Annotated in this window: 14 protein-coding genes; 11 read left to right on the top strand and 3 right to left on the bottom strand. The window is 57.6% G+C overall.

Going from position 1 to position 13,776, the window contains the following annotated elements; genetic code table 11:
* Window positions 1-124: 124 nt before the first annotated feature.
* The 10 genes from E5201_RS02350 (at window position 125) to ptsN (ending at window position 9,716) form a co-directional block, all read left to right on the top strand.
* Window positions 125-709, top strand: a complete 585-nt coding sequence (locus E5201_RS02350) for a hypothetical protein (protein WP_140984386.1) — start codon at window positions 125-127, stop codon at window positions 707-709.
* A gap of 233 nt (window positions 710-942) precedes the next feature.
* Window positions 943-1,905: a malate dehydrogenase gene (gene mdh, locus E5201_RS02345; protein ID WP_140984385.1), complete on the top strand. Its 963-nt coding sequence runs from the start codon at window positions 943-945 to the stop codon at window positions 1,903-1,905.
* 181 nt (window positions 1,906-2,086) lie between these two features.
* Window positions 2,087-3,922, top strand: a complete 1,836-nt coding sequence (locus E5201_RS02340) for a M2 family metallopeptidase (protein WP_140984384.1) — start codon at window positions 2,087-2,089, stop codon at window positions 3,920-3,922.
* Window positions 3,923-4,001: 79 nt separating this feature from the next.
* A complete protein-coding gene (locus E5201_RS02335) occupies window positions 4,002-4,622 on the top strand; it encodes a ribonuclease D (protein ID WP_140984383.1) in 621 nt (206 codons plus the stop codon).
* 24 nt (window positions 4,623-4,646) lie between these two features.
* Window positions 4,647-5,315, top strand: coding sequence for an LPS export ABC transporter periplasmic protein LptC (gene lptC, locus E5201_RS02330; RefSeq protein WP_140984382.1), 669 nt, complete (start codon window positions 4,647-4,649; stop codon window positions 5,313-5,315).
* A 29-nt stretch (window positions 5,316-5,344) separates the two neighbouring features.
* Window positions 5,345-5,881: an LptA/OstA family protein gene (locus tag E5201_RS02325; protein WP_140984381.1), complete on the top strand. Its 537-nt coding sequence runs from the start codon at window positions 5,345-5,347 to the stop codon at window positions 5,879-5,881.
* Window positions 5,882-5,920: 39 nt separating this feature from the next.
* Complete coding sequence (gene lptB, locus E5201_RS02320) at window positions 5,921-6,688, top strand: LPS export ABC transporter ATP-binding protein (protein ID WP_140984380.1); 768 nt, start codon at window positions 5,921-5,923, stop codon at window positions 6,686-6,688.
* Window positions 6,689-6,751: 63 nt separating this feature from the next.
* Window positions 6,752-8,275, top strand: a complete 1,524-nt coding sequence (gene rpoN / locus E5201_RS02315) for an RNA polymerase factor sigma-54 (protein WP_140984379.1) — start codon at window positions 6,752-6,754, stop codon at window positions 8,273-8,275.
* Window positions 8,276-8,448: 173 nt separating this feature from the next.
* Window positions 8,449-9,063: a ribosome hibernation-promoting factor, HPF/YfiA family gene (gene hpf, locus E5201_RS02310; RefSeq protein ID WP_140984378.1), complete on the top strand. Its 615-nt coding sequence runs from the start codon at window positions 8,449-8,451 to the stop codon at window positions 9,061-9,063.
* 188 nt (window positions 9,064-9,251) lie between these two features.
* On the top strand, window positions 9,252-9,716 hold the full coding sequence (gene ptsN, locus E5201_RS02305; RefSeq protein WP_140984377.1) for a PTS IIA-like nitrogen regulatory protein PtsN: 465 nt from the start codon (window positions 9,252-9,254) through the stop codon (window positions 9,714-9,716).
* Between the two features lie 71 nt (window positions 9,717-9,787).
* On the opposite strand, the gene E5201_RS02300 is transcribed toward ptsN, so the two are convergent.
* Window positions 9,788-11,461, bottom strand: coding sequence for a methyl-accepting chemotaxis protein (locus E5201_RS02300; protein WP_140984376.1), 1,674 nt, complete (start codon window positions 11,459-11,461; stop codon window positions 9,788-9,790).
* 14 nt (window positions 11,462-11,475) lie between these two features.
* On the bottom strand, window positions 11,476-12,186 hold the full coding sequence (locus E5201_RS02295; RefSeq protein ID WP_181404507.1) for a TorF family putative porin: 711 nt from the start codon (window positions 12,184-12,186) through the stop codon (window positions 11,476-11,478).
* Between the two features lie 568 nt (window positions 12,187-12,754).
* Between E5201_RS02295 and E5201_RS02290 the strand changes: the two genes are divergently transcribed.
* Window positions 12,755-13,222: a hypothetical protein gene (locus tag E5201_RS02290; RefSeq protein WP_140984374.1), complete on the top strand. Its 468-nt coding sequence runs from the start codon at window positions 12,755-12,757 to the stop codon at window positions 13,220-13,222.
* Window positions 13,223-13,415: 193 nt separating this feature from the next.
* Here E5201_RS02290 and E5201_RS02285 read toward each other — a convergent pair.
* Window positions 13,416-13,776: TRAM domain-containing protein (locus tag E5201_RS02285; protein WP_140984608.1), on the bottom strand; the 361-nt coding region annotated here is incomplete at its 5' end.

The raw sequence follows: 13,776 nt of genomic DNA, 5'->3' as shown, positions 1-13,776 counted from the left end.
GGTTTTTTGCCGCGGATAGCCTCATATGGCCCAAGCTTTGCCAAAATTAGCAGGCAATTAGGACATTTGGCGTCACAAGTATCATTCCCCACGGTCGCCACAGGATTTCAGGATTTTCAGAATTATGCGCACATCAGTCCGGTTGCCCGCTGCCGCCCTCGTGGCCCCGACCCTTATGCTTCTGGCCTCAACCCCGCTTCTGGCGCAAACCCTGCCGTCAAATCCTGTTCCCTATCAGTCGATACGCGGCAACGCCCCGACGGTTCCCAACACCACCACGCCATCGGTGCCCGAAGGGGCTGTGACCGTCGATGTCTACAGCCGTGACTACGAAGGTGAAAAATCAGCCAGCGAACATCAGTATGATAACCGCGTCCTGTCCGGCCACGTCAGCCGCAATGCCCGCGCCGGTGCACTCGAAGGTGGGTGGGTGGTCACCAATGCCACCGGTCAGGGGCTGGTGGCCCTGCAACTGCGCGGCGGCGCAAGCCCTGAGGGGGCCTGGCGCTCGCTGGAAAACACGGCCGCCTATAACCGCTCGGGCCTTGTGGAGCGCATTGTGACCGGCACCGATACCCTGCGCATTGATTACAAAGGGGCTGGCAAGACCTATCAGCTTGATCTGCAAAAAGAAACGGATCGGCGCTGGAAAGGTATACTGACCGATTCCTCCGGTGGCCGCACCGCCGTCACCATGACCGCCCAATAGGCAGGAGCCGCCCTGAAATCCCCTCTCCCCACGGGGGAGAGGGTTAGGGTGAGGGGCAAAACCTTGCCATGAGGGTGAGCATAACGCGCAAGGGAAACAAAAAACCTATCACATTATCGCCATGTTGCGGCGCAAGGTCTTGCGCGGTTTCATCAACAGGATTATGGGCACCCGTTAATCTTTAAACAGCCTCGCCGCGCGGGGATGTAAACTCACGAAAAAAGGGATAGCTCATGGCACGTGCAAAAATTGCATTGATCGGTGCAGGTATGATCGGCGGGACTCTGGCCCACATCGCCGCCCGCGAAGAACTGGGTGACGTCGTACTGTTCGACATCACCGAAGGTGTACCTCAGGGCAAGGCGCTGGATATCGCCGAAGCCTCAGCCGTTTTCGGTTCGGACGTTGCCCTTAAGGGTGCCAACGACTATGCCGACATCGCCGGTGCCGACGTCTGCATCGTGACCGCCGGCGTGCCGCGCAAGCCGGGCATGAGCCGCGATGACCTTCTGGGCATCAACCTCAAGGTCATGAAAGCCGTCGGCGAAGGCATCAAGGCCCACGCCCCTAACGCCTTTGTTATCTGCATCACCAACCCGCTCGACGCCATGGTCTGGGCGCTGCAAAAGTTCTCCGGTCTTCCAACCAACAAGGTTGTCGGCATGGCAGGCGTCCTTGACTCCGCACGCTTCGCCTACTTCCTCGCTGAAAAGACCGGCATTTCGGTTGAAGACATCCATGCGTGGACGCTCGGCGGCCACGGCGATGACATGGTGCCGATGGTACGTCACTCGACCGTTGGCGGCCTGCCTCTGCCGGAACTGGTGGCTCAGGGCTTCCTTTCTCAGGAAGAGCTTGACGCCATCGTTAAGCGCACCCGTGGCGGTGGCGGCGAAATCGTTGCCCTGCTGAAGACCGGTTCGGCCTTCTACGCCCCTGCCGAATCCGGCATCGCCATGGCCAAGTCCTACCTGAAGGACAAGAAGCGCGTTCTGCCGGTTGCTGCCTTCCTCAGCGGTGAATATGGCCTGAGCGACCTCTATGTCGGCGTACCGGCGGTAATCGGTAAAGACGGCGTGGAAAAGGTCATCGAATTCTCGACCAACGACGCCGAAAAAGAAATGTTCGCCAAGTCGGTCGCCAGCGTTCAGGGCCTGATCGAAGCCTGTAAGGGCATCGAACCGTCACTGGCCTAAACGAATACATCCTCCCCTGATTTATCGGGGGAGGTGTCGCGGCGTAAGTCCGCGACGGCGGGGGCATACGCCTCAGATCATAAAGAACGAAGCCGCTCCATCACGGGGCGGCTTTTTCTATGCCTTGACGCCAAAGCCTAAATGAAGGCACCCTCTGCCTTGTCATAAGAGGGAGGGTGTGATGATCAAGCGTCTGCTGCTGTCCTGTGCCTGTATCGCCTTAATCACCGGTTGCGCCACCACCGCCACCGTCACCCCACCCCCTGAAAGACCTGTCTCTGAGACCGCCCCCACCGCGGCTGACGCCAAAGCCTACGTTGAGGCCGCCGAAGCCAAGCTCGGCGACCTAAGCGAATATGCCGCCCGCGTCGCGTGGGTGCGCAACACCTATATTACCCATGACACCATGTGGCTGGAATCAAAGGCCACCGCCGCCTTCACCGAAGAAAGTGTCCGACTGGCCACCGGCGCGGCACGCTTTAATGACGTAAATACCGATCCCGAAACCCGCCGCAAGCTGAACCTGCTGAAATTATCCCTCGTCGTGCCTGCCGCCGACCGTGCCGGTGCCGCCGCCGAAATCGCCGACATCTCCACCCGCCTTGATTCCACCTATGCCACCGGCAGGTTCACCCATAAGGGCAAGACCTACACCCTTGATGAGGCCTCGCAGATTCTCGCCACCTCACGTGATCCGGCCCTGTTGCGTGCCATGTTCGAAGGCTGGCGCACCGTGTCTGTGCCCATGAAGGCCGACTATGCCCGCCTTGTTGGCCTGACCAACGAAGGCGCACAGGGGCTCGGCTTTGCCGACACAGGGGCCTTGTGGCGTTCCGGTTATGACATGTCGCCCGACGCCTTTGCCTCGGAAACCGACCGCCTGTGGGCACAGGTCAATCCGTTCTATAAAAACCTGCACTGCTATGTGCGCCGTCAACTGAACGCCCATTACGGCGATGCGGTGCAACCCAAGCATGGCCCGATCCGTGCGGATCTGCTCGGCAATATGTGGGCGCAGGACTGGGCCAATATCTATGACATAGTCGCCCCGAAATCCCTGCCCAAATCCGCCTACAGCCTCGACCGCCTGCTGACCCAAAAGAAATACACGCCGGAAAAGATGATGCGCACCGGTGAGGCCTTCTATACATCCCTAGGCCTCGCCCCTCTGCCCGAAAGCTTCTGGCAAAGGTCGATGATCACCCGCCCGCGTGACCGCGAAGTCGTCTGCCATGCCTCGGCGTGGGACCTCGATAACCGCGACGATGTGCGCGTCAAAATGTGCACACAGGTCAATGCCGAAGACTTCTACACCATCCACCACGAACTGGGACATAACTACTATCAGCGCGCCTATAAGGATCAGCCGTTCCTGTTCAAGAACGGCGCCAATGACGGCTTCCACGAAGCTATTGGCGACTTTATCGGCTTAAGCTCCGTCACCCCCGTCTATCTCAATCAGATCGGCCTGCTCGATAAGGTGCCTGACGCCTCCGAAGACATCCCCTATCTGCTGAAAATGGCGCTCGGAAAGATCGCCTTCCTGCCCTTCAGCGTCGTCGTCGATCGCTGGCGCTGGGAGGTCTATTCCGGCCAGATCACACCGAACCGCTACAATGAGCGCTGGTGGCAGCTGGTGAATGACTATCAGGGCCTGACCCCGCCGGGCGTGCGCCCGCGTGACGCCTTCGACCCCGGTGCCAAATATCACGTCCCCGCCAATGTGCCCTATACCCGCTATTTCCTGGCCCACATCTATCAGTTTCAGTTCCATAAGGCCGCCTGCGACCAGATGGGCTGGCAAGGGCCGCTGCACCGCTGCTCCATCTATGGCCGCCGCGATGTCGGGCAGAAATTCAACGCCATGATGGAGATGGGCGCGTCACAGCCCTGGCCGGACGCCCTTGAGGCCTTTACCGGCACCCGCGAAACTGATGCCGCGGCCATAGCCGCCTATTTCGCCCCGCTCAATGACTGGCTGACGCAGGAAAACAAGGGTCAGAACTGCGGCTGGTAAGTCTTATCTGAATTGACCTCTAAGGCCATTTGGCTTAGGCCCTGTGTTCTGGAACTTAAGTTGATCAAGGATAAAGTGCGTGGCTATTCATTATCACGAAGGTGACCTCCCTGACGGTCTCGATCTGGGAGCCAGCGTGGCCATCGATTCCGAAACCATGGGCCTGCGCTTTCGTCGTGATGATCTCTGCGTGGTTCAGTTGTCCGCCGGTGACGGCGACGCCCATGTCGTGCGCCTGAACCGTCCGGCCTATGACTGCCCGAACCTGAAACGCCTGCTGGCCGACCCTGAGGTCTTAAAACTGTTTCACTTTGGCCGCTTCGATATCGGCATGTTTGAGCTGCACTTAGGCGTCACCACCGCGCCGGTCTATTGCACCAAGATCGCCTCGAAACTGGCGCGTACCTATACCGACCGCCACGGCCTCAAGGATCTGGTGCGCGAACTTTTAAGCGTCGATATCTCCAAGGCACAACAAAGCTCCGACTGGGGTGCTGCCACCCTGTCGCCGGAACAACTGGCCTATGCTGCCTCCGATGTGCTGCATCTGCACGCCCTGAAAACAAAGCTCGATACTATGCTGGAACGCGAAGGCCGCAATGCCCTGGCGCAGGCCTGTTTCGATTTTCTGCCGCAGCGCGTCAAACTCGATTTGGCAGGCTGGGAAGATTGCGATATCTTTGCCCATTCATGGAATTAAGCGGGAAGTTTACCGGCACCTTCAATGGCCCAGCTTTTAGACGATATCCATCCGGTCGCCACACCTGAATCCATCGACGCCGACATCCATCGCCGTCAGGTTCAGGCACGGGCGTGGAAAAAGCGGGCGCGGCGCATTCATCGTCTGCGCGTTCTGCTGCCCGGACTGATTATCGGCATCGTTTTGTTGCTTGTGGTCTGGGTCATCGTCCAGAGCGTGCTGAATTCTCTCAATGTCTACGGGGCCAATACCACCGACATCCGCATGTTGAATCCGCTCTATACCGATCGCGGTGACGACGGCAGCCGCTACACCCTGCGCGGCGTCGAGGCGATACGGCGCGGCAATACGCCGGTGATTACCCTCACCGCGCCACGCGTCGATATCCGCTCGGAAAACGCCAGCACCTCGCAACTTGAGGCCGCGACCGGCATCTACAATAATGATAACCGCACCATCACCTTCAAAAAAGACGTGGTGGTTAACTCCTCTCAGGAATTTGTCCTGAAAACGCAGGATGCGCGGATTGATCTTAAAAATTCCACAGTTGTCGGCAACAGCTATGTCGAAGGCGAATGGGCCAATGGCGACATCAAGGCCCAGAGCTTCCGCATAGAAGACAATGGCAATCGGGTACATTTTAATGGTAAGGGTGAACAAAAGGTCACCGGAACCCTCAGGAACGGAAACTGACATCGGTGCGCAACACAAGGTCTGGCAGAATGAATAAGAAGGCACTCCTTACCGCTCTTTTGATGGCGGTGACCGGTCTCACCGCACCTTTTGCCGTGGCGCAACTGGCCGGCACCAGCAGTAATGGCGGCCCGATCATGTACAGTGCCGATAATATGCAGGCCGACAACACCGACCATAGTGTCGTCCTGACCGGCCGCGTTCAGTTGCTTCAGGACACCGCCAGCCTTCAGGCCGACAATGTCAGGATTACCTACACGCAATCCGCCTCAGGCAACTGGGATCAGCTGTCGCGCATCGAAGCCACCGGCAGGATCTATTACGTCGTCGATGATCAGGTGATGCGCGGTGATAAGGCCGTCTATACCCAGTCCAATGACACCATGGTCGTCACCGGCGATGTGATCCTCAAGCAGGGTCAGAACGTCCTGACCGGCCAACGCCTGACCTATGTCGTCGGCATAAAGAAAAGTACCATCGATGGTGCCCCTTCGGGTCAGGGCGGACGCGTCAGAGGCGTCTTCTACCCTGATGGCACCACCGCCCCCACGCCTGCCCGTCCCTAAGACTGAAGCCACAGGACTTATCCGACCGTGAACGCCCCCGTGACCGCCTCCCGTCCCGAGCCTCAAGCCCCCGCCGATAATGCGTCGGACGGTCTGCTCGTCACCGGCATTGGCAAGGCCTACAAAGAACGGGTTGTCGTCAAGGAAGTCAGCCTGTCCCTGCACCGTGGTGAGGTCGTAGGCCTTCTCGGCCCCAATGGTGCCGGTAAGACCACCTGTTTCTATATGATCACCGGTCTGGTCGAAGCCGATTACGGCAAGATCACCTTTGACGGTTACGACATCACCCATCAGCCGATGTATCAGCGCGCGCGCATGGGACTGGGCTACCTGCCGCAGGAAGCCTCGATCTTTCGCGGCATGACCGTCGAACAAAACCTTCTGGCCGTGCTCGAACTGCACACCAAAGATAAGGCGCAGGTGGCCGCCGAAGTCACCCGCCTGCTCGAAGAACTGCGCATCACCCATATCCGCACCTCACCGGCCACCGCCCTGTCAGGCGGTGAGCGCCGTCGTGTGGAAATTGCCCGTGCGCTGGCCGGCAAGCCCTCCTTTATCCTGCTCGATGAGCCTTTCGCCGGTATCGATCCTCTGGCCATTGCCGATATCCGCGATGTCGTCTCCTACCTCAAGCAGCAGGGCATCGGCATTCTGATCACCGATCACAATGTCCGCGAAACCCTCGATATCATCGACCGCGCCTATATCATCCATTCCGGCACGGTGCTGTTTGAAGGCTCTGCCGATGACGTGCGTAACGACCCCGAAGTTCGCCGCGTTTATCTCGGCAACACCTTCGACGAATAGACCTTCCCAAGCCACACGAACCGCCTTAACGCAATATAAGGGGTTAAGGTTTAGGCTTCGCGTATGTCACTGGGGCAAAGATTAGAACTTAGACAAGGGCAGGGGCTGGTTATTACGCCCCAGTTGCAGCAGGCTATCAAGCTTCTGCAATTGTCTAACCTTGAGCTTGAGGCCGTGGTCGAAGCCGAACTGGAACGCAACCCCTTATTACAACGCGAAGACGGCGACCCCTTAACAGATAACGATTCAGGCGACACGGACAGTCGCGAGTCTGACACCCCTTCCGATCACCGCGAACTGGAACTGTCCGATCAGGATTCTTTACGCGCCAATACCGATCTCGACGCCTCTAATACCGATCTTTACGGCGATGACGCCCCCACCTTGCGTGAAGCCGAAAACCACAGCGCCGATGCGGGCGACGGCCCGATGATCGACTGGAGCCGCGCCGGTAAGGGCGGCAGCTTCGACGGCGACGACGAAGGCCTTGAAAGCCGCCACAACCGCGAAAAATCCTTAAGCGAACACCTGACCGACCAGGCCCTGATCGCCGGTTTTACCCCCCCTGAAATGGCCATTGCCCAGATCCTGATTGATGAGGTCGATGATGGCGGTTACTTACGCGCCGACCTCACCGAGATCAGCGAACGCATGGGCTGTAGCACAGACCTGATTGAAACGGTGCTCACCACCTGTCAGGGCTTTGAACCGACCGGCGTCTTTGCCCGTTCGGTGCCCGAATGCCTTAAGCTACAACTGATTGAGCGCAACCGCTTCGATCCGGCTATGGAAGCCCTGATTGATAATCTGGAACTTCTGGCCCGCCGTGATCTCAATGGCCTGAAAAAGCTCTGCGGCGTCGATGACGAAGACCTGAGCGACATGATCAGTGAATTGAAGGCTCTGACCCCGCGTCCGGGGGCCGCCTTCGGCGCAGAACCATCGCAAACCGTCGTGCCCGATGTCTTTGTCCGTCAGGACGCTACCGGTGGCTGGCGGGTGGACCTGAATACCGACACCCTGCCCCGCGTACTGGTCGATCAGAAATACCATGCCCGCGTCTCAGGTTCGGCCCGCTCGGATAACGAAAAAACCTATCTCAGCGAATGTTTGAATCAAGCCAACTGGCTGATCAAGAGCCTCGATCAGCGCGCCCGCACCATCCTTAAGGTGTCAGCGGAAATCGTGCGTCAGCAGGACGGCTTTTTTGTGCACGGCGTCGAAAGCCTGCGCCCATTGAACCTGAAAACCGTGGCCGATGCCATTGGCATGCATGAATCAACCGTCTCGCGGGTGACCACCAATAAATATGTCTCGACGCCGCGCGGCGTGTTTGAGCTGAAATTCTTCTTCACCTCATCCATATCTTCCTCGGACGGCACTGCCGCCCATTCTGCCGAGTCCGTGCGTCACAAGATTAAGACCTTAATCGACGGCGAAAAGATGTCGGGCGAAATCCTGTCGGATGACCGGATCGTGGAAATCCTCAAGGAAGCCGGTGTGGATATAGCCCGCCGTACTGTGGCAAAATACCGCGAAGCCCTGCGCATTCCCTCATCGGTCGAGCGTAAGAGACTGATAAAATAAGCTTATCAAAGGCTTATTTGCACCTTGTTTATTAATCTACACATTTAAGTGACTTAACACTTCTCCGGAAAGGTCTAGTCTGAAGGGACGCGCCACCCTCCGGCGCGCAGACTCTGGACGTCAGCGTCCGGTTCGAAACCTGACAGACGTCCCAAGAACGGAGCATGTGAATTATGCAGATACAAGTCAGTGGCAAACAAGTCGAAGTCGGTAGTGCCCTTAAGGAGCGTATCGAGGAGGAACTTACCCAACGCATTGACAAATATTTCGAGCGCGGCGGTGCCAATGCCGACGTTACCCTCTCCAAGGAAGGCCATCTGTTCCGTATAGACTGCTGGGTCAGGCTGGCCTCGGGTCAAACGCTCGTAGCGCATAATTTCGGCGGTGACGCTCATTCAGCCCTTGATGCCATGCTGACCCGCATGGAAACCCGTATCCGCCGGTATAAACGCCGTCTCAAGAGCCATTACCCCACCAATGCCCCGCAAAAGCAGGAAATGGTGCCGCTCACCGTCATTCAGGGCGCAGACTATGAGGACGAACCCGAAGAGATTGATGATGGCCTCGATCACGACAGCCCGCCGCAACCGCTGATCATTGCCGAAACCGAGGCCCCGATCCGCACCTTGAGCGTCTCACAGGCCGTGGACGAGCTTGATCTGTCCAACTATCCGGTGATCATGTTCCGCAATGCGGCCCATGGGGGTTTGTCGGTCATTTATCGTCGCCCCGATGGTAATATTGGCTGGATCGACCCTGAGCGCACCCGCGCGCGTCCCGCCGCGTAAATGCCACACCCTGCAAGCATACTAAAAGTCTGAGCGCGTCCCCCCTGAGGGCGACGCGCTCTAACTGGACGGTTGACTTACGGTCACCGCCCCGCTAAGGGCGGGCGCAACAGGGCGCACCTCTCTGTCTGCATTGCTTTTTTGATACGGCTGCAAAAGCCTGCCGTAAGTCTGAGTGGATAGCCTTTATGTTTCTAAGTCAGTTGCTTGAGCGTAATGCGGTCATTGGCCCGATTGGTGCCAATTCCAAACGTCACGCCCTTCAGATCGTCGCCGATCTGGCCGAGCGCGTGCTGGAAATAGAGTCTGACACCATTCTTCAGGGGCTGGTTGACCGTGAAAAGCTCGGCTCTACCGGCGTCGGTCTTGGGGTTGCTGTGCCCCACGCCGCCCTCAAAGGGCTTGACCGGATGCGCGGCGTCTTCGTGCGCCTTGAAACGCCGGTTGAATATGACGCCATAGACGACATGCCGGTCGACCTGCTGTTCGCCCTTTTTGCCCCCGAAGATGCCGGCACCGAGCACCTGCGCGCACTGGCCAAGGTGTCGCGCCTGCTGCGTCAAAAGGATTTGCGCGAATCCCTGCGTAAGGTCGAAACAGCTGACGCCCTGTTCGCTCTCTTAAGCGAAACCGCACACTCCGACGCCGCCTGATAAAGAACAAAAAACGGGAGATGGTCAGACCGTCTCCCGTTTTCTTTGCTTCTTTCGTACGAAGCCGCATCTTACGCGGCGCGTATGGTTCCCAGGAAATTTTGCATTTCCGCCTTCAGATGTTCCGACTGCTGCGCCAGACCCGAAGCGGCCTCAAGCACATAGGTAGCCCCCTGACCGGTTTCTTCAGCCGCCTGCGCCACGCCGGTAATATTGGCCGTAACTTCACCCGTGCCCGCAGAGGCTTCCGTCACCGCCACCACGATCTCGCTGGTGGCTGCCCCTTGCTGGCTGACAGCCGTTGAAATAGCCGCCGCTACCTGATCGATATCGCGGATAGCACCGGTAATCCCGCTGATGGCAGCGACCGTCTTTTCGGTCGTTGACTGAATAGCCTTGATCTGGTCACCGATCTCAGCCGTCGCTTTTGATGTCTGACCGGCCAGTTGCTTGACCTCGGCGGCCACAACCGCAAAGCCCTTACCGGCCTCACCGGCCCGTGCCGATTCAATGGTTGCATTGAGCGCCAGCAGGTTAGTCTGGCTGGCAATATCAGAGATGATCGAAATAATGCCCTCGATCTTTTCCGCCGCCTCACTCAGTTCGCTCACAACCGTCATGGCTGAACCGGCCTCGTTGACCGCTGCCTGAGACATTTCGCTTGAACGCTCAACCTGACGGCTGATCTCGTTCACCGAAGCCCCCAGCTCCTCCGCAGCGCTGGCCACAGATCCGACATTGGCCGAGGCCTGCTCTGCCGCTGCCGATACCGTCAGTGACTGCGCCGAGGTTTCCTGCGCCGAAGCGCTCAGCTGCTGGGCGGTGGCCTGCATATTGGTCGCCGCCGTGGACACGCTGTCCACGATCCCGCCGACAGCCGCCTCGAAGTCATTGGCCATCGACAACATCATAGCCTTGCGTTCGGCTTCAGACTGTTCTTTCTGACGCGCCGCATCAGCCCGCAGAACCTCAGCCTCCTTGGCCCGGTCACGCAAGACACGGATGGCGCGTTGCAGCACTGACACTTCATCCTTGCCCTTGCCTTCCGGAATAACCGTATCCAGCGCCCCTTCGGACAGCTTCGTCACAATGTGGCTGACATTCTGCAATGGACGCGAAATTGTCTTGATAGCTATCCACAGCGCCAGAACCACCAGAAGCACAATGCCCGAAAGCGCCAGCCCGAGGAACAAAACGCTGCGCGTTGAGCTATAGTCCTCAACCGAAGCCTGAGTCGTCTCAAGTTCGTTACGAATGATGTCGACCATGGTATCAATTTCACCCTGGAAGGCCTGACGGTTGTTGCGGTTGTCGTCGTTGTTCCCCTTAAGGCTGGCCTCAAGCGGCGACACATCACGGCCAAGATCAGCAACTTCACGACGGAAGGTGTTAAACTCCAGCGCACGTGCCTCTACCTTGGCCAGTTCCGGCAACTCACCCGGACGAACTTCCTTTTTCCAGTCCGCCAGCAGCGTCAGCATCTCATCAAGGCTTGCGTCCATGCGGTCGGCAAAAGCGGTCGCTGCCGTCGTATCCTGAGCCATATAGACGCCACGGGAATCCATCACTACGGCCGTGACAATCCGGTTCAGGCGTTCACCCTTATAGGCGTTTTCATAAGCGTGGCCATAGTCATCGACAATCTTGTTATAGTCACCGATAGTCACAAGACCCAGACCGGTGATCGCTGCGGCCATCAGCGCAAACGCTGCCACCAGAGCCAGAATTCGTGTTTTGATAGTCATGAAAGAGCTCCTGCTCAGAAACGCTTCTGAAGGGTGAGGAATACCGTGTCGTCGAATTTACCGCCGCGTTCACGCTCACTTGTGGTCGTGAAGCTCAGGGCCGCATTAAAGCTTGGGGTGACGGCATACTGTGCACTAGCCAGATAGCTGGCATAGTCGGTGCTGTTTTCGATATGGCGGAAACCATTTGCCGCCTGAAGCGTCAGTTTCGGCGTCGCCTTAAAGCTCAGTCCGATCTCGGCAAAGCTCGCCGCCTTGGCGCGATTGCCGTAATGATCGGGCGTATAGGCCATGTTCAGGCGACCCGAAAAACGCTCCGACAACTTGCGCCCCAGCGTGACCTCATATTCCACCAGATCATCGTCCGTACCTTTGGCCAGACCCAGATAGTTCTTGAAATTGACGCGGCCGTTGATGTCGGTTCCGGCAAGGCTCGTGCGATAGCCGACAAACACCTGATACTGGCCATCCAGACCCGTCGCCCGGTCGCGCATGGTCTTATACAGCGTACCGGCATAGACTCCGCTGGTATGCGCCACTTGCGCACCCGCCGTAAACTGCGCCACACCCTCGGTCTGGCTCACGCCACGAAAAACCCCGTCACTAAGCGCCGATATCTGTCCGGTCAGGCGGAAATTATTCCCCTCCTGCGCCTGAGTCGCCAGCGGTATAGCCAGCAGACATCCGGCACCCGCCAGAGCCAGACGCTTACAAAACCCACTCATACTACGATAATCAAAAGTCATTTTACTGTAGCCAAATCCTGCATAAATCCGAAAGAGAACACGCTCTTCACTTGCATCGGCCTGTCGTCAAAACTGACTTCATGTCCCCGCCGCGAAAATTGGAAAGCCGCGCCACACAAGCATGCGGTGTATACCCGTTTGGTAATTAAATCCTTAATATGCTTAACGTGATCACACTGCTTCACGCGCATATCATATTGAACGATAAAGCATATTTGGTTTATTTTATGGTTACACGGTAAGGTTAAACCATTGATTTTCATCATACATAAGATAATAAGCAGACGCTTCTGACCATACGGCTGAAAATTAAAAATCATTTCATACTTGGAAAAACGGTCTCTCCACTATTCGCCGAACGGCGTTCCGGGATGCAATCTTTGCTTTGTCGCGCATCTTGTCCGAAAAGTGCTTCACACTTTTGGCTTCGCCGAACTTCGTTTCGGGATGCATAATTTATGCTTTGTCGCGCATCTTGTCCGAAAAGTGCTTCACACTTTTCGGGATGCGCTTTAGGCTCAAATTTTTAAATCTTCAGAACAGCGTAATGACAACCCCAGACGCCGATACCGACCGCCTTATCCGCCTGAACTGGAGCGGTACCGTGCTGAACGTCTATACCGTAGCCCTTCTGCTGCTCGCCCCCTTCTGGGCGGCGTCAGCTATCTGGCGCGGCGAAGGCGTTGCAGCCTGGCTGGTGTGGTTACTTCTGGCGGGCCTGATTGCCCTGTCGCTCATCCATAAGCCCCTGTTCAGCTATGACCCTGAGCGCAAACTGTTTATAGCGCCCAATGGTGCCGAAATGCCGCTGGATCAGCTTGCCAGCATCGAAATTGATACACGCGACATCTGGTTCATCCCGAAGCATCACGCCCAGCCGGGCTGGCATCTGTCCCAGCGCTGCTGGGTACTGCTCCCCCGCCGCGAACTCACGGCGCTGGCCGAAACCCATAACTGGCCGCTGAAGGACATTTCCAAACCCCTGACCCGCTTCGGCTTCTGGATCGCCCCCTAACATCCTCCCCTGTAGCGCAGCGTACGGGGGAGGTGCCGAGCGCAGTCGAGGCGGAGGGGGCAAACCACAGCGGTTGGCTTCACCGAACTTCGTTTCGGGATGTACGTTCTTTATTGCGCTACCGCTTCGCTGCTTAAGCGCCGTTTTATCGCGCATCTGTTCCGAAAACCGGTTCCTACTTTTCAGTACGCCCTTAGCTTCGTGAAATAATCCGGTGTACCCGCCCGCCCGGACGCGCCGTCGGCACACGGTTCAAACGCACCATATTCTCCGGCTCGCCCCACAGATCATAGGCATCGGCCCGCGTGACCCGCGCCTTCTGAAACTCACCGGCCTTCAGACCATTAAAGCCCTTGAGGTATATATGTCCGTCGATTTCCGGCGCATCGCCCTTGGTGCGGGCCACACCCACACCATCGCTGCGCACCTCATCGACCAGCACATCAACCACCTGACCGACCTTCTGCTCCAGCTTCTTTGCCGAAATACGCGACGCCACGGCCATGAACCGCGCCAGACGGTCCTGCTTGACCTCTTCGGACACATGCTCAGGT

The organism is Asticcacaulis tiandongensis (assembly GCF_006475605.1).
Lineage (GTDB): Bacteria > Pseudomonadota > Alphaproteobacteria > Caulobacterales > Caulobacteraceae > Asticcacaulis > Asticcacaulis tiandongensis.
This window is presented reverse-complemented; position numbering and strand designations above follow the sequence as displayed.